The 14,429-nt window shown below is 63.4% G+C and carries 17 protein-coding genes; 16 read left to right on the plus strand and 1 reads right to left on the minus strand.

The genetic code is table 11. The annotated features are described in order from the left end of the window. The first annotated feature begins 10 nt into the window (after positions 1 to 10). The 16 genes from OHD62_RS32650 (at position 11) to OHD62_RS32725 (ending at position 13,833) form a co-directional block, all read left to right on the plus strand. Positions 11 to 460, plus strand: coding sequence for a hydrogenase accessory protein (locus OHD62_RS32650; protein ID WP_263791510.1), 450 nt, complete (start codon positions 11 to 13; stop codon positions 458 to 460). Then, positions 457 to 1,302 (plus strand): hydrogenase expression/formation protein, encoded by an 846-nt coding sequence (locus OHD62_RS32655; RefSeq protein WP_263791511.1) that lies wholly within the window; start codon positions 457 to 459, stop codon positions 1,300 to 1,302. Before OHD62_RS32650 ends, OHD62_RS32655 begins: the two co-directional genes overlap by 4 nt. Then, entirely contained in the window at positions 1,299 to 1,514 is a 216-nt protein-coding gene (locus OHD62_RS32660) for a rubredoxin (protein WP_006205715.1), read from the plus strand. Before OHD62_RS32655 ends, OHD62_RS32660 begins: the two co-directional genes overlap by 4 nt. Next, complete coding sequence (gene hybE / locus OHD62_RS32665) at positions 1,504 to 2,007, plus strand: [NiFe]-hydrogenase assembly chaperone HybE (RefSeq protein WP_263791513.1); 504 nt, start codon at positions 1,504 to 1,506, stop codon at positions 2,005 to 2,007. The genes OHD62_RS32660 and hybE overlap by 11 nt, the downstream gene beginning before the upstream one ends. Continuing rightward, on the plus strand, positions 2,004 to 3,110 hold the full coding sequence (locus OHD62_RS32670) for a hydrogenase assembly protein HupF (protein ID WP_263791515.1): 1,107 nt from the start codon (positions 2,004 to 2,006) through the stop codon (positions 3,108 to 3,110). Before hybE ends, OHD62_RS32670 begins: the two co-directional genes overlap by 4 nt. Then, on the plus strand, positions 3,103 to 3,444 hold the full coding sequence (gene hypA, locus OHD62_RS32675) for a hydrogenase maturation nickel metallochaperone HypA (RefSeq protein WP_263791517.1): 342 nt from the start codon (positions 3,103 to 3,105) through the stop codon (positions 3,442 to 3,444). Before OHD62_RS32670 ends, hypA begins: the two co-directional genes overlap by 8 nt. Beyond that, positions 3,445 to 4,347 (plus strand): hydrogenase nickel incorporation protein HypB, encoded by a 903-nt coding sequence (gene hypB / locus OHD62_RS32680; protein ID WP_263791518.1) that lies wholly within the window; start codon positions 3,445 to 3,447, stop codon positions 4,345 to 4,347. A gap of 2 nt (positions 4,348 to 4,349) precedes the next feature. Continuing rightward, positions 4,350 to 6,620: a carbamoyltransferase HypF gene (gene hypF / locus OHD62_RS32685; protein WP_263791548.1), complete on the plus strand. Its 2,271-nt coding sequence runs from the start codon at positions 4,350 to 4,352 to the stop codon at positions 6,618 to 6,620. Continuing rightward, positions 6,611 to 6,829, plus strand: coding sequence for a HypC/HybG/HupF family hydrogenase formation chaperone (locus tag OHD62_RS32690; protein ID WP_006205709.1), 219 nt, complete (start codon positions 6,611 to 6,613; stop codon positions 6,827 to 6,829). Before hypF ends, OHD62_RS32690 begins: the two co-directional genes overlap by 10 nt. Then, positions 6,826 to 7,965 (plus strand): hydrogenase formation protein HypD, encoded by a 1,140-nt coding sequence (gene hypD, locus OHD62_RS32695; RefSeq protein WP_263791522.1) that lies wholly within the window; start codon positions 6,826 to 6,828, stop codon positions 7,963 to 7,965. The genes OHD62_RS32690 and hypD overlap by 4 nt, the downstream gene beginning before the upstream one ends. Next, entirely contained in the window at positions 7,946 to 9,028 is a 1,083-nt protein-coding gene (gene hypE, locus OHD62_RS32700) for a hydrogenase expression/formation protein HypE (protein WP_318528666.1), read from the plus strand. The genes hypD and hypE overlap by 20 nt, the downstream gene beginning before the upstream one ends. A gap of 9 nt (positions 9,029 to 9,037) precedes the next feature. Beyond that, positions 9,038 to 10,723, plus strand: coding sequence for an enoyl-CoA hydratase-related protein (locus OHD62_RS32705; protein ID WP_263791524.1), 1,686 nt, complete (start codon positions 9,038 to 9,040; stop codon positions 10,721 to 10,723). A 362-nt stretch (positions 10,724 to 11,085) separates the two neighbouring features. After that, a complete protein-coding gene (gene tnpA / locus OHD62_RS32710; RefSeq protein ID WP_263791527.1) occupies positions 11,086 to 11,481 on the plus strand; it encodes an IS66-like element accessory protein TnpA in 396 nt (131 codons plus the stop codon). After that, positions 11,478 to 11,825, plus strand: coding sequence for an IS66 family insertion sequence element accessory protein TnpB (tnpB, locus tag OHD62_RS32715; protein ID WP_254019403.1), 348 nt, complete (start codon positions 11,478 to 11,480; stop codon positions 11,823 to 11,825). The genes tnpA and tnpB overlap by 4 nt, the downstream gene beginning before the upstream one ends. 95 nt (positions 11,826 to 11,920) lie before the next feature. Then, complete coding sequence (gene tnpC / locus OHD62_RS32720; RefSeq protein ID WP_412177449.1) at positions 11,921 to 13,507, plus strand: IS66 family transposase; 1,587 nt, start codon at positions 11,921 to 11,923, stop codon at positions 13,505 to 13,507. A 53-nt stretch (positions 13,508 to 13,560) separates the two neighbouring features. Next, entirely contained in the window at positions 13,561 to 13,833 is a 273-nt protein-coding gene (locus tag OHD62_RS32725) for a hypothetical protein (RefSeq protein WP_263791545.1), read from the plus strand. Between the two features lie 68 nt (positions 13,834 to 13,901). On the opposite strand, the gene OHD62_RS32730 is transcribed toward OHD62_RS32725, so the two are convergent. Further along, on the minus strand, positions 13,902 to 14,135 hold the full coding sequence (locus tag OHD62_RS32730; RefSeq protein WP_254019400.1) for a DUF6429 family protein: 234 nt from the start codon (positions 14,133 to 14,135) through the stop codon (positions 13,902 to 13,904). Positions 14,136 to 14,429: the final 294 nt, after the last annotated feature.

The following is a 14,429-nucleotide window of genomic DNA, read 5'->3' on the forward strand; positions in this document are numbered from 1 at the left end:
GGAGGAGACAATGCCCTCTTACCTGGTCCGCGTCTTGCGCGAGCAGATGCGACTGCCCATCGTCGACGAAGCGAGCATCGACACCTTCCTGGCGCCGGCCGCGGACGAAGCGGAATATGCCATCCTGTTTTTCACCGGCGATCCTGCGCTGCGACCTGAAGCCGACGACGTCGCCGTCGTTCTTCCCGAACTCCTACGGGCGTTCCCGGGACGGGTGCGGGGCGCCATCGTGCTACGCGCCGCCGAAGACAAGCTCAAGCCGCGGTTCAATGTCGTGGTCATGCCAAGCCTCGTTGTCACGCGCGGAGCCCAGCCGCTTGGCGTGATCGGCAAGATCCGCGACTGGTCGGAATATATGGAGAAGATCGGCAACTGGTTATCTGCGGATGCGCCGGTCATGGCGGCATCCGGCGGGTCGAAGGTCGAGATCACCCATGCCGGCAACCAGATCGCCCCATGAAAGCAGGTTTCTGGGTCGCCCCCGAGGGCGCCGATGCGGCGATGACGGTCATGCCGATCGGCGCGGAGCCGCCGCAGAGCCGCAAGCTCAATTATCTCGCGACCAGCAGCGCCGAGGAGATGATCCGCTGCTGTCGCCGGACGGCGATGCTGCTGCCGCAACTCGCCGATGCGCTCGCCGTGCAGACGGCTGACCAGCCGGGCCGCCTGTTCGACATTACCGATTTTCCGGATGACGAAAGGGAGCTGATCACCCAGACCCTCGGCGAAGGCGAAGTTGCGGGAATTGCCGCGCTGCCGTCCGGCATCCTGGCGCAGATCCAGGAAGCGGTGATGGCCGGCGTCTGGCGCATCCGTTTCACCGACCCGGATAGCCGGCTGCTTGCTGACTATATCGAGGTCGCGTCGATTCCCGCAGCCGTACGTCAGGCCTGTTCGGCACTGCCGGCATCGATTTCCCACGGACCGGCGCCGGCAGGCGCCATGAATGTCATGCCGGTGCTGACCGAGATCGGCGACCGCATCGGCCGCTATAGCGACGGCGATCCTGCTGATATCATCAACTTCTCGCTCTTTCCGATGAGCTCACAGGACATGGGTTTCCTGCAGGCGACGCTCGGCACCGGGCCGGTAAAGTTCACCTCGCGCGGCTATGGCACATGTCGGGTCGTGGCGGCCGGCGTCCGCAACGTCTGGTCGGTGCAGTTCTACAACGCCATGGACACGATCATTCTCGATACGCTGGAGGTTGCCGACATCCCGTCCGTCGTCATCGCTGCCGAAGAGGATTTCAGGGGTTCGGAAGCCCGGCTGCGCGACATCGAAGAGGTCTATTTCAAATGACGAGCTTCGAAAACTTCGGCAAGTGCGATCCGGCGTCCGATGACGACAAGATGGAGTGCGGCATCTGCTGGCATGTCTATGATCCCGCGCAAGGCGACCCGGTCTGGCAGATCCCGCCCGGCGTGCCGTTTTCCGCCCTGCCCAAGGTCTGGCGCTGTCCCAACTGTGACGCCCTGCAATCGAAGTTCATGAGGCTCGGCGATGCACGCTGACGCGGCGGAACGCACGGAAATCAATCCGGCCGAGATGTGCTATCGCCACATTCATGCAACCGCCATGCAGGACGTGCCGCGCTGCAATCCCGCCCTCCGCATCAAGGCGACCGGCTTCCGGATTTATGGCGAGAGAGCCCTCGGGATCATTACAACGCCGTGGTTCATGAACCTGGTGGCGGCAGATATTCCCGGTAGTGTGCAATCGGCTCCGGTTGCCGTAGGAACGACCGTCCGCTTCGGTCTCCCCGTAGCCGAGGTCGAGTTCATCGCCGGTGAGCTCGATGCGATCGGCCGGGTTGCTTCCTGCTCGCTGTTTTCGCCGGTCTTCGCGTTTGGGACGATGGAAGCAACGCTGGAGACCGCGGTGGAGGCCGTCCGCGCCTTCTTCGACCCGGCTGCACTTACGCCGGCGTCGGTCCCGTCGACCAACGTCAAACGCCGCGACCTGCTGAGGGGGAATTTCCGCAAGCAGCAGAAGTTGGCGCAATGACCTTCGGTGCGGGCTCGATCCGGATCGACGTGACGGTGTCGCGGGCGCTGGCCTGTTGCGTGGAGATAAAGTCCAACCGCCCGCAGGGACTGGCACGCCTGTTCGTCGGCCGCCGCCCCGAAGAGGCGCCAGTGCTTGCCGGTCAGGTTTTTTCGCTCTGTGGTGTTGCGCAATCAGTGGCAGCGCGGCTTGCGGTGCTGAATGCGGCTGACCTGCCGATGCGCGGCGAGGAGCGGTTCGCTGCCACCGCCAAATTGCTTGCGGAGCGTATCTTCGAGACATTGAGAGCACTGATCCTGCACTGGCCTTTGCCGCTACCCGCCGGCATCGTCGCCTTGGCAGGCAAATATCTGCGCGAGGCGCTGGCCGCTTCGCAGGCGATTATTGCTGGTGCGAAGGCAAAGATCGCCAATTGCGCATTCGTGGCCGAACCAGCGGCGCGGCTTTCCGCTGCGGCTGCCGCCCTTGGCATTCCCGACGGTGAAGGTCAGCCGCCGCGGGATACAGCCTACGCAGCAATCCTCGGCAATATCGATCGTGACCGGATTTTCGTCAGCCGGCGGCCCAACCCGCTGACGGTTGCGGACGATGCAGAGGTTATCGCCCATCTCAGCCGTGAGGCGGGTTATGCCAGCCTGCCGTATCTGGCCGGCCGTGTGGTCGAGACCGGGGCCTATGCCCGGCTAAGCAGCGCCGGCATGCCCGAAGGCCCGCATCTGGCCGAGCGCTTCCTGGCGCGCATTAACGACGTTCGCCTTTGCCTGCAGCAGCTCTCTAATCTCGACCAGCAGGACACGGATGCGTGTTCCTCACTGATGGGCGGCGGACCGACGCCCGGCGCCGGCGGCTATGGTGCCGTGGAGTGCGCGCGCGGCAGGCTCTACCACCTGGCCGAGATCGGCATGGACGGGCATCTTTGCGCCTACCGCATACTCGCTCCGACCGAATGGAATTTTCATCCGGCGGGTCCATTCGTCGAAACCCTGCTGGCATCGCGGATCGGCGTGGGAGGGTCGGCCGCCCGGTCGGTATCCAGGCTGGCCACGTTGTTTGATCCCTGCGTGGCGTTCGAGATCGGCGTTCGCGAGGCTGCTTATGCATGAGATGTCGTTGATGGAGAGTGTGATCGAGATCGTCTGCGAGACGGCGCGGCAGAACGGCGCGAGCACGGTCAAGTCCGTTCGTCTTGATGTCGGAGTCTTGAGCCATGTCAGTCCGGATGCGCTGGTGTTCTGCTACGAAGCGGCGCGGCATGGCACGATCGCGGAAAACGCGGCACTTGAGATCAATCGCATCGCTGGCGAAGGCTGGTGCCTCGATTGCACAAAGACGGTGGCGCTCGAGGAGCGGTTCGGAGCCTGTCCGGACTGCGGCCGGCTTCGGGTGCAGATGACGGCGGGCGACGAATTGAAGATCAAGGACATGGAGGTCATCTGAATGTGTACGGTATGCGGCTGCGCAACGGCAGTGATTGGAGGTGACAAAAGCAGGGCCGAGGCTCCTGGCCATGCCGGCGCGCATAGTCACGATCAGGATCATCACCACCATCATCATGATCATGATGCCCACCATTTCCCGGATCAGCATGACCACCACCACGCAGAGGACGGCAGCGTCAACTGCGGCAAGGGCATTGCCGGCGTGCATGTGCCGGGCATGAGCCAGGATCGGATTATCCAGGTGGAAAAGGATATTCTCTCCAAGAACGACGGCTATGCCGCAGAAAATCGGGCCTTCTTCCTGCAGAACGGTATTTTCGCGTTGAATATCGTCTCGAGCCCCGGCTCCGGAAAGACGAGCCTTTTGGTCCGCGCCATCCGCGAACTCAGGGATCGTGTGGTGATCAATGTCATCGAGGGTGACCAGCAGACGTCCAACGACGCCGCCCGCATCCGCGAAACCGGCGCCCGCGCCATCCAGATCAATACTGGCAAGGGCTGCCACCTAGATGCCCACATGGTTGGCCACGCGAGGCAAGACCTGGCGCCTGAGCCGGGCTCGATCCTGCTCATCGAGAATGTCGGCAACCTGGTTTGTCCGGCGGCCTTCGATCTCGGCGAGGCCCACAAGGTGGTGGTGCTGTCGGTTACCGAAGGCGAAGACAAGCCGCTCAAATATCCTGACATCTTTGCCGCCTCCGATCTGATGATCCTCAACAAGTCGGACCTGCTTCCGCATCTCGATTTCAATGTCGGGCTCTGCATCGCCAATGCGCTGCGCGTCAATCCGCGGCTGCGGACGCTGGTCGTCTCCGCCCGCAGCGGTCAAGGCATGGAGTCCTTCTGCGCGTGGCTGGAGGCCTCGGCCACAACGCTGGCGAGGCGCGCCAAGGTGGCCTGACCATGGCACGCGGCCAGGCATCGGCAGTAGAGGATCCGGTCCAGCGGCTGCGGCTGCGGGTGCGCGGTTGCGTGCAGGGCGTCGGTTTCCGTCCGTTCGTCTACCGGCTGGCGCGGACGATGAGCCTGACGGGCTTCGTGCTTAACGACAGCGCCGGCGTGCTGATCGAGGTCGAAGGCACTTGTGCAGGCCGGTTCGCCGAAGCTGTGCGCATGCAGGCGCCGCCCTTGGCACGAATAGACTCCGTCGACGTGCTGGAGATGGACGCAGCCGGCGGAGAACTCTTCAAGATACTTGAAAGCGTCGGCGGACACGGCGCGACGCGCATCGGCGCCGATGCCGCAACTTGCGCCGAATGCCGGCGGGAGCTGACCGATCCGCAGAGCCGCCTCTTCGGCTATCCCTTCGTCAATTGCACCCATTGTGGCCCGCGCTTCACCATCACCGGCGCCCTGCCCTATGACCGTCGGCAGACCTCGATGGCCGCCTTTCCGATGTGTGCGTCCTGCCGCGCCGACTATGCCGACCCCGAAAGCCGGCGCTTCCATGCACAACCCGTCGCCTGTCCGGCCTGCGGTCCGCAACTCAGTCACCCCGTCGGGGAGATTGCTGCACGGTTGCTGAAAGGCAAAATCGTCGCGCTTAAGGGGATAGGCGGCTTCCACCTGCTGTGCGATGCGCGCAACGATGCCGCCATCCGCCTTCTCAGGTTGCGTAAGGCGCGCCACCAAAAGCCGTTGGCCGTCATGGTGGGGGATATCGAGGCGGCGCGGCTTCTTGCGGATCTGACGGGGGTCGAAGAAGCGCTGCTCATGTCCGCTGCCGGCCCGATCGTGCTGGTGGAGGGTCTTGATGGGCTTTCCAACCTCATCGCACCCGGGCTCAAGCGGATCGGCCTGATGCTTGCCCATGCGCCGCTGCACCATCTGCTGTTTGACGCACTTGCCCAGTGTCCGCAAGATGGCCCCGCCGCGCTGATCGCAACCAGCGCCAATCCGGGCGGCGAACCGGTGGTGGCCAGCAATGACGATGCCGAACGCCGGCTTGCCGGGATTGCCGATCTCATCGTCACGCACAATCGCGATATCGCTGTTCGCGCCGACGATTCGGTCATGCAGGTGATCGATGGTGCTCCAAGTTTCCTGAGGCGGGCACGCGGTTTCGTGCCGGAGCCTCTCGATCTCGGCGAGGACGGTCCGTGCGTGATCGCCACCGGCGCCGATCTCAAGAACACGGTCTGCGTCACGCGCGGCCGGGAGGCGTTCCTGTCGCAGCATATCGGCGGCCTCGACAATGCCGAAGCGACCCGATTCCAGCAGGAGACGGTCGCGCATCTTAGTTCGATTCTCGATATCAGGCCGGACCATGCCGCCTGCGATCTGCATCCCGATTTCCGGTCAGTGCGGATGGCTGAGAGCCTGGGCCTGCCGCTCGTTGCGATCCAGCACCACCTTGCCCATATTGCCGCTGTCGTCGTCGAGCATCACGTCACCGGACCGGTTCTCGGGTTGGCGCTCGACGGGCATGGTTATGGCGCAGATGGCGGGAGCTGGGGCGGCGAGATGCTGATGGTCGACGGATACCGCTGGCATCGGCTGGGCTCGCTTTCGCCCCTGCCGCTGCCGGGCGGCGATCGTGCTGCGCGCGAACCCTGGCGCATGGGGGTCGCCGCGCTGCGGGCCGCTGGCCGCATCGATCTTGCGCCAAAGCTCTGGCCGGGACATCCCGGCGTCGCGCATCTCCAAGCCATGTTCGCGTGTGGCATGCAGCCGAGCCGGACGTCGAGCCTGGGAAGGCTCTTCGATGCGGCAGCTGCGGTCAGCGGAGTGCGCCTCGTCCAGGGCTACGAGGGACAGGCGGCGATGGAGTTCGAGGCTCTGGCTGAGAGCCCGCACTGTCTTCCCGAAGGCTACAGCATTGTCGACGGCATGCTCGATTTCCGGCCGCTGATCGTTCATCTGGCCGAGCGGCAGCTTTGCGGCGTCAGCGCCTCTAACCTGTTCCATGGCACGCTGATCGCCGGTCTTGCCGATTGGGCGGCGTGCGGGGCCTCGCAAGCCGGCACGAGCAAGATCATGCTCGGCGGCGGCTGCATCATGAACCGCGTCCTCGCTGAAGGCCTTGCGAACGCCTTGCGCAATCTTGGTCTGGAGCCACTTTTGCCGCGGATGATTCCCGCCAATGACGGCGGCATTGCGCTTGGCCAGGCCGCCTTCGCAAGGCAGGTCATCAACAACGATAGAGGCCAGGTGGACAACCCGAAATGTGCCTAGCCATACCGGTCAAGGTAAAGGACGTGCTGCCAGACAACATGGCGAAGGTGACACTCGACGGCGTCTCGAAGATCATTTCGACCGCGCTTGTCGAGGACGTCAAGGCGGGCGACTATGTCGTGCTGCATGTCGGCTACGCCCTGGGCAAGATCGATCCGCAAGAGGCGGAAAGGACACTGGCCCTGATCCGCGAAGCTGCCTTGGCATGAAATATATCGACGAACATCGCGACGGCAGGCTCGCCAAGGAAATCGCCCGCCAAATCGCCGCGCTTGCCGATCCGGCGCGTTCCTATCATTTCATGGAATTCTGCGGCGGCCACACGCATGCGATTTCCCGCTATGGCCTTGAAGACCTTCTGCCGCAAAATGTGCAGATGATCCATGGTCCTGGCTGTCCCGTCTGCGTGCTGCCGATCGGCCGCATCGATGCGGCAATCGCGCTTGCCATGCGGCCGGAGATCACGCTTTGCACCTATGGTGACCTGATGCGCGTGCCGGGCTCGAACGAATCGAGCCTGCTCAAGGCCAGGGCCGCCGGCGCCGATATCCGCATGGTCTATTCGACACTGGATGCGCTACGGATCGCCGAAGCCGAGCCGGATCGGGAAGTGGTGTTCTTCGCCATCGGCTTCGAAACCACGGCGCCGCCGACAGCGCTGGCGCTCAGGGTCGCGATTGCCAAAGAGCTCAGGAATTTCTCGATCTTCTGCAACCACGTGCTGACACCGGCGGCGATCCAGAATATTCTCGAAAGCCCGGATGTCCGCAAACTGGGCACGGTCAAGATCGACGGTTTCATCGGCCCTGCCCATGTCAGCATCGTGATCGGCACCGAGCCCTACGAATTTTTCGCCGAGGAATTCCAGCAACCGGTCGTGGTGGCGGGTTTCGAACCGCTCGATGTCATCCAGGCGATCCTGATGCTGGTCCGGCAGGTGAACGACGGCCGCCATGAGGTCGAGAACCAGTATATCCGCGCCGTCACGAGGTTCGGCAACGAGAAGGCGCAGGCCCAGGTCGCCAATTTCTTCGAACTTCGCGAGAGCTTCGAATGGCGCGGGCTCGGAGAAGTGCCTTATGGCGCGCTGCGGCTCAGGCCGCAATATGCCGAACACGACTCCGAAAAGCGCTTCTCGATGGTGACGACGGCCGCGAAGGACAACCCGGCCTGCGAATGCGGCGCGATCCTGCGCGGCGTCAAGAAGCCGGCCAACTGCAGTTTGTTCGGCACCGTTTGCACGCCGGACACGCCGATGGGATCCTGCATGGTCTCTCCCGAGGGTGCCTGTGCCGCCCATTGGACCTACGGCCGCTTGCGCGAGCATGCCAAAGCCTTTGAATGAAGGTCCGTCAAACGACGTTATGATAAAAGCCAACAGGCGCAAGCTCGACCTCAAAAATGGCCGCGTCGACCTGTCCCACGGGGCCGGCGGTCGCGCCATGGGCCAATTGATCGAGGACATATTCCACAAGGCTTTCGACAATGAATGGTTGCGGGCCGGCAACGACCAGTCGGCCTTCATGGTGCCGGGCGGCCGTATGGTGATGACCACCGACGGCTACGTTGTTTCGCCGCTGTTCTTCCCGGGCGGCAATATCGGCTCGCTAGCCGTGTACGGCACGATCAACGATATCGCGATGGCGGGCGCGGTGCCGCTTTATCTTTCGGCGAGCTTCATCATCGAGGAAGGCTTTCCGCTAACCGATCTCGACCGCATCGCCGAAACCATGGGTGACGCGTCGCGCGAGACGGGCGTGCCGATCATCACCGGCGATACGAAAGTGGTCGAACGCGGCAAGGCCGACGGCGTGTTCATCTCCACCGCCGGCGTTGGCATGGTTCCAGCCGGGCTCGATCTCCGCTCCGATGCTGCCCGTCCGGGCGATGTGGTTATCGTGTCCGGCTCGATCGGCGATCACGGCGTCGCGGTGATGTCGAAGCGAGAGAACCTCGAATTCGACACAGGTATCGTCTCGGATTCCGCCGCACTGCATGGTCTGGTGGCCGGCATGGTCGAGGCTGCCGGAGCCGCGATCAGGCTGATGCGCGATCCGACCCGCGGCGGCCTTGCAGCGACGCTGAACGAGATCGCCAATGCGTCGAAGGTTGGTTTTCGTATCGATGAGGAGGCCATTCCGATCAAGCCCGAGGTGGCTGCGGCCTGCGAATTCCTCGGCCTCGATCCGCTGAATGTCGCCAACGAGGGCAAGCTCGTCGCAGTCGTGGCGCCCGAAGCCGCTGATGCAATGCTCGCCGTCATGCGGGCTCACCCGCTTGGCAGGGAAGCGGCGCTGGTCGGCCATGTCGTGGCGGACGACGATTGCTTCGTGCAAATGGCAACGTCGTTCGGCGGCGGACGCATCGTTGACTGGCTGTCCGGCGAACAGCTTCCCAGAATCTGCTGAGGAGTGCCGATGCGCATCCTGCTCCTCTGCCATAGCTTCAATTCTCTGTCCCAGCGCCTGCATGTGGATTTGCGCAGAGCCGGGCATGACGTGTCGGTCGAGCTCGATATCCATGACGACCTGACGCGGGAGGCAGTCGCGCTCTTCTGCCCCGATCTGGTGATCGCGCCGTTCCTGAAGCGGCCGATTCCGGCGGATATCTGGCGCAAGACGCTTTGTCTGATCGTCCATCCCGGCATCCGGGGCGACAAGGGACCGAGCGCGCTCGACTGGGCGATCCTCTTTGGGGAAGCCGTGTGGGGCGTGACTTTGATCGAGGCGCGCGAGGATATGGATGCGGGGCCGGTCTGGGCGTGGCGCGAATTTCCGACGCGCCGGACACGAAAATCCAGCCTTTACCGCCATGAAGTGACGGAAGCGGCAGTCGGCTGTGTCCTGGAGGCGATCGGCCGCATCGGGGGGCAGATGGGCGCTCAGCTGCCGGCAAACTGGGGCAAGGGCTCCACCCGGCCCGCCTGCCGCAAAGCCGACCGCACCATCGACCCGATGCTCCATACCGCCGAAGAAGCACTCAGGATCATCGACGCGTCGGACGGTGATCCCGGCGCGCTGATGACGATCGCCGGACAACCGTTCCTGGTCTTCAATGCGGCGGTCGCGGCGGGACTTTCCGAACGACCGGGCATGCTGATCGGCAGCTCGGGGCGGGCTGTGGCAATGGCCTTCCGTGAAGGCGCGCTCTGGATCGGCCATCTTCGTCAGCCGGGAGCAAGCAAATTGAAGCTGCCGGCGCTTCATCTTCTCGAAATCGAGGCGGGCCATCTGCAGGTGATCGATGGCCCCCACCCCTGCCGCTATCATGAGGAGAACGGCATGGGTTTCCTCGAATTCCAGTTCTACAATGGTGCGATGTCGTCCGAGGATTGCGCTGCGCTGCGCGAAACGATCGTCGAAGCGAAGGCGCGTGCGCTGCCGGTGATGGTGCTGGAAGGCGATGCGGATTGCTGGTCGAACGGTATTCACCTTGGCATCATCGAAAACACCGAGAGCGCCGCGGACGAATCTTGGCGCAACATCAACGCAATGAACGATCTCGTGCGCGAAATCATCGATTGCAACGATTGTCTGGTGATCGCCGCCGTGCTCGGTAATGCCGGTGCGGGCGGCGTCTTCCTGTCGCTTGCCGCCGACGAGATCTGGATGCGCGAAGGTGTTGTTCTCAACCCGCACTACAAGGACATGGGCAATCTCTACGGCTCGGAATACTGGACCTACCTGCTGCCAGCCCGCGTCGGCGACGAGCGTGCCAGGCGTGTAACCCAGGCGCGGCTGCCGATGGGCATCGATGAAGCGCTCGAACTGGGACTCGCCACGTGCCGCCTGCCCGGCGAGATGGAAATCGCCCGCGAGGAAATTCATCGCAAGGCCGCCGCCTTGGCGGGATCGCCCGACATTGCCGCGCGAATCGCCGCAAAGCGGCTGCGTCGTGCCCGGGACGAGGCGATAAAGCCGCTGGCTGCCTATCGTGTCGAGGAATTGCAGCGGATGCGACACAACTTCTACGGTTTCGATCCCAGCTATCACATCGCGCGTCACAACTTCATCCACAAGACGCCCAAGTCGCGCACGCCGGTTACCCTTGCCGTCCATCGCGACAAAAGGGGCAGCGCGGACCGCGGGAGGAACAGGCGATGACAAATCCGCACGCCACCGTTCTCATCGTTGGTGACGAATGCTGGTCAAGATGCATGGCAAGCCGGCAGGTAACGCAGTGCCACAGGAACGCTTCTGCAGCCCCGCTGTGTGCACTGGCCCCAAGAAGGCCCGTATCGAAGGCGAACTCGAGCTGGCGCACGTCGGCACGTTGAACGCCCGCTTCGATCTCCCGCTTCAGACCGTATCCGGTGGGTCCAGCCTCATAGCAAAATCTCAATCGTACACCCGGGCGTCCGAGCTTGCGGATGAGGCGGCGTACTGACGTATCCCCACGGTGACGGCCGCCTTGCTGAGGTAGGCTGAAGGCTGCCAGTCCTAGTGCAAGCACTAGGAGTAGACCTGTGACGAAGCATCAGATCGAAGTGATCACGTCGGTTGAGCGGCGCCGGCGCTGGTCTCGGGAGGAGAAGGAGCGGCTGGTCGCAGCGACGTTTGAGCCTGGGGCCAGTGTTTCCGAGATTGCACGATCGCCCGGCATTCATGGGAGCCAGCTTTTTCGGTGGCGCAAGGAGCTCTGCCAGATCTCCGCGCCGACCGTGCCACAGCTCGTTGCGGTGGAAGTCGTCGAGGCGCGGCCGGCGCCGCAACCGCCTGCGCAGCAACCACCGATATCGCGATCGCGCAAGAAGAGCAGCACGGTGACCATCGAGCTTGGCGGCGCCCGTCGCCTGCGGGTCGAGAGTGATATCGATAGCGAGGCGCTCGGCCGGATCCTGGATGTACTGGAGCGGCGATGATCTCGATCCCGAGCGGTGTGAAGGTGTGGCTCGCCACCGGTTATACGGACATGCGCAAGGGCTTCCCCGGCCTCGCATTGATGGTGCAGGAGACCTTGAAGCGCGATCCGCACAGCGGCCACTTGTTCTGTTTCCGCGGGCGTCAGGGAGGGCTGATCAAGGTGATCTGGCATGACGGCCAGGGTGCCTGCCTGTTTACGAAGAAGCTCGAGCGCGGCCGGTTCATCTGGCCATCGGCGGCCGACGGAACGTTGGTGATCACGCCCGCTCAGCTCGGCTATCTGCTCGAAGGCATCGACTGGCGGATGCCGCAAAAAACCTGGCGTCCGAGCTCGGCGGGATGAGCAAAATCGTTGGCATGGAGGAGCGAATATGATTCCATCGCGCCATGACTGATGCGGCCGATCAGCTTCCTGATGATCTTGCCAGTGCGCACGCGATGATCCTCGCGGAGCGTGCGGCCCGCCGGGAGGCACAAGCACTCGCCGCCCGCGCGCAAGCGGTGAACTCGCACTCGGATGCGCTGATCGCGCGGCTCCGACTGGAGATCGAGAAGCTGAAGCGCGAGATCCATGGCAGCCGCTCGGAGCGCAAGGCGCGGCTTCTCGAACAGATGGAGTTGCAGCTTGAGGAGTTGGAGGCCGACGCCAGCCAGGACGAACTGGCAGCGGAACTGGCCGCGCGGTCATCGACAGTCCGAGCTTTCGAGCGCAAGCGTCCGTCGCGCAAGCCTTTCCCCGAACATCTGCCGCGTGAGCGTGTCGTCATCGCCGCGCCGCGGAACTGCCCGTGCTGCGGTTCAGCCAAGCTGGCCAAGCTTGGCGAGGACGTTACCGAGACGCTGGAGGTGATCCCGCGCCAGTGGAAGGTGATCCAGACGGTGCGTGAGAAGTTCACCTGCCGTGAATGCGAGAAGATCACCCAGCCGCCGGCGCCCTTCCACGTGACGCCGCGCGGCTTTGCCGGGCCGAACCTTTTGGCGATGATCCTGTTCGAGAAGTTCGGCCAGCACCAGCCGCTGAACCGGCAAAGCGAGCGCTATGCCCGCGAGGGCATCGACCTCAGCCTATCCACACTGGCCGATCAGGTCGGCGCCTGTACCGCGGCGCTGAAGCCGGTGCATGCGCTGATCGAGACGCAAGTGCTTGCCGCCGAGCGGCTTCATGGCGACGACACCACCGTGCCGATTCTGGCGAAGGGCAAGACCGATACGGGCCGCATCTGGACCTATGTCAGGGATGACCGGCCGTTCGGCGGGCAATCGCCGCCGGCGGCACTCTACTATGCTTCGCGCGATCGGCGGCAGGAACATCCCGAGCGCCATCTGAAGACCTTTAGCGGCATTCTGCAGGCGGACGCCTATAGCGGCTACAATCCGCTCTTCAAGGCAGATCGTGGCCCCGGTCCGCTGACCCAGGCGCTGTGCTGGGCGCATGCACGTCGTAAGTTCTTCGTGCTCGCCGACATCGCCACCAACGCCAGGCGCGACAAGGATGCCGCGCCGATCTCTCCGATCGCGCTCGAGGCGGTCAAACGCATGGACGCGCTGTTCGACATCGAGCGCGACATCAACGGTCTTGCCGCCGACGAACGCCTGCAACGACGCCAGCAGGAGAGCCGACCGATCGCAGAGGCGCTTGAGGAATGGATGCGGACCGAGCGGGCAAAATTGTCCCGGAGTTCTCCGGTTGCTGAGCCAATCGACTATGTGCTGAAGCGTTGGGACGGCTTCACGTCCTTCCTCAGCGACGGCCGGATCTGCCTCACCAACAACGCCGCCGAACGGGCGCTGCGTGGCTTTGCCCTCGGCAGGAAAGCTTGGCTGTTTGCAGGCTCCGATCGAGGCGCCGATCGGGCAGCCTTCATGGCGACGCTGATCACCACCGCCAAGCTCAACGACGTCGATCCGCAGGCCTGGCTGGCCGATGTCCTCGCCCGTATCGCCGACACGCCGATCACACGGCTCGAGGACTTGCTTCCCTGGAATTGGAGCCCTTTGACGATCGCAGCAGCTAAAGCTGCCTGATCTGGGCCTTCATTATTGGGCTCACATGCAAACCGGATCGTTGAGGCCGTCAGATGGGATATCGCAACTCCGCTCTTTACACTCTCAAATACGTGGCCGAGATGCTCGAAGAGGACGAAGACTTTTTGCGCGATTGCTCGATCGAGATGTTCTCGGAAGACGGTTGCCTGAGCGCCTACGACGGCTATCCCGTAACCGAATTAAGCGAAACTATCGTCGTCTTCACCGAAGACGGCATCGACAACCTTCGGCAAATCGCCGACGAGCGCAGGGCTACGGGTGACGCTCCGCCCAAACCTGCCGCAGGAAATCTCCTAAGACCATAGCCACCGCGGCCCTGGCCCTATGGGCACTGCGCGACTCTTGGCGTGGAATTGGAACGCCCGCCCAGCGCTCATGGCGTCGGCCGCGTGAACAGGGTTCGGAACAGCTCCTCTGCACGCCGCAGGCCTTCATCTGTCAGAACCACTGACTTCGCCTTGTTTGCTGGATTCGCGATCAGCCCCTTCTGGTGCAAGCGATCCAGAGCGTCCCAATCCAACCCCTTCCAAGCGCGCCTCTCTTCATGCAGCGTCAGCCAAAGCAGGCCCAGAACGGCATCGTCGATCTTGTCGGTGTCGATCTCCATGCAAGCAGTCTAACACGCAAAAGCGCCTCTGCCGCGGCCCACACCGGATGGTTACGTACTGACGCACTATCGGAGGATATCTCTCCGACATTCGAACTTCGCCGGTACGCCCGCTCTCGGCGAGCAACAGCATGCCGATCCTTCGAAACATCCAATCCCCAGCCGGCGAGGGCGCCCCCAGCCACTCCATCAGCCCGAGCGCGTCATCAAATTCGCGCGAGCCGCTCCTGGAGTGCCTGGCGATCGGCGACCAGATTGTCGAGGTGCAGGGACTCGCGCCGCAGCCGCGGTTCT

The sequence above is a fragment of the Mesorhizobium sp. YC-39 genome, assembly GCF_025753795.1.
Lineage (GTDB): Bacteria > Pseudomonadota > Alphaproteobacteria > Rhizobiales > Rhizobiaceae > Mesorhizobium.

Bases quoted from the DNA above. Each gene is read 5' to 3' on its own strand.
- OHD62_RS32650 (WP_263791510.1), top strand. From the start codon at position 11: ATGCCCTCTTACCTGGTCCGCGTCTTGCGCGAGCAGATGCGACTGCCC.
- OHD62_RS32655 (WP_263791511.1), top strand. From the start codon at position 457: ATGAAAGCAGGTTTCTGGGTCGCCCCCGAGGGCGCCGATGCGGCGATG.
- OHD62_RS32660 (WP_006205715.1), top strand. From the start codon at position 1,299: ATGACGAGCTTCGAAAACTTCGGCAAGTGCGATCCGGCGTCCGATGAC.
- hybE (WP_263791513.1), top strand. From the start codon at position 1,504: ATGCACGCTGACGCGGCGGAACGCACGGAAATCAATCCGGCCGAGATG.
- OHD62_RS32670 (WP_263791515.1), top strand. From the start codon at position 2,004: ATGACCTTCGGTGCGGGCTCGATCCGGATCGACGTGACGGTGTCGCGG.
- hypA (WP_263791517.1), top strand. From the start codon at position 3,103: ATGCATGAGATGTCGTTGATGGAGAGTGTGATCGAGATCGTCTGCGAG.
- hypB (WP_263791518.1), top strand. From the start codon at position 3,445: ATGTGTACGGTATGCGGCTGCGCAACGGCAGTGATTGGAGGTGACAAA.
- hypF (WP_263791548.1), top strand. From the start codon at position 4,350: ATGGCACGCGGCCAGGCATCGGCAGTAGAGGATCCGGTCCAGCGGCTG.
- OHD62_RS32690 (WP_006205709.1), top strand. From the start codon at position 6,611: ATGTGCCTAGCCATACCGGTCAAGGTAAAGGACGTGCTGCCAGACAAC.
- hypD (WP_263791522.1), top strand. From the start codon at position 6,826: ATGAAATATATCGACGAACATCGCGACGGCAGGCTCGCCAAGGAAATC.
- hypE (WP_318528666.1), top strand. From the start codon at position 7,946: ATGCCAAAGCCTTTGAATGAAGGTCCGTCAAACGACGTTATGATAAAA.
- OHD62_RS32705 (WP_263791524.1), top strand. From the start codon at position 9,038: ATGCGCATCCTGCTCCTCTGCCATAGCTTCAATTCTCTGTCCCAGCGC.
- tnpB (WP_254019403.1), top strand. From the start codon at position 11,478: ATGATCTCGATCCCGAGCGGTGTGAAGGTGTGGCTCGCCACCGGTTAT.
- tnpC (WP_412177449.1), top strand. From the start codon at position 11,921: ATGATCCTCGCGGAGCGTGCGGCCCGCCGGGAGGCACAAGCACTCGCC.
- OHD62_RS32725 (WP_263791545.1), top strand. From the start codon at position 13,561: ATGGGATATCGCAACTCCGCTCTTTACACTCTCAAATACGTGGCCGAG.
- OHD62_RS32730 (WP_254019400.1), bottom strand. From the start codon at position 14,135: ATGGAGATCGACACCGACAAGATCGACGATGCCGTTCTGGGCCTGCTT.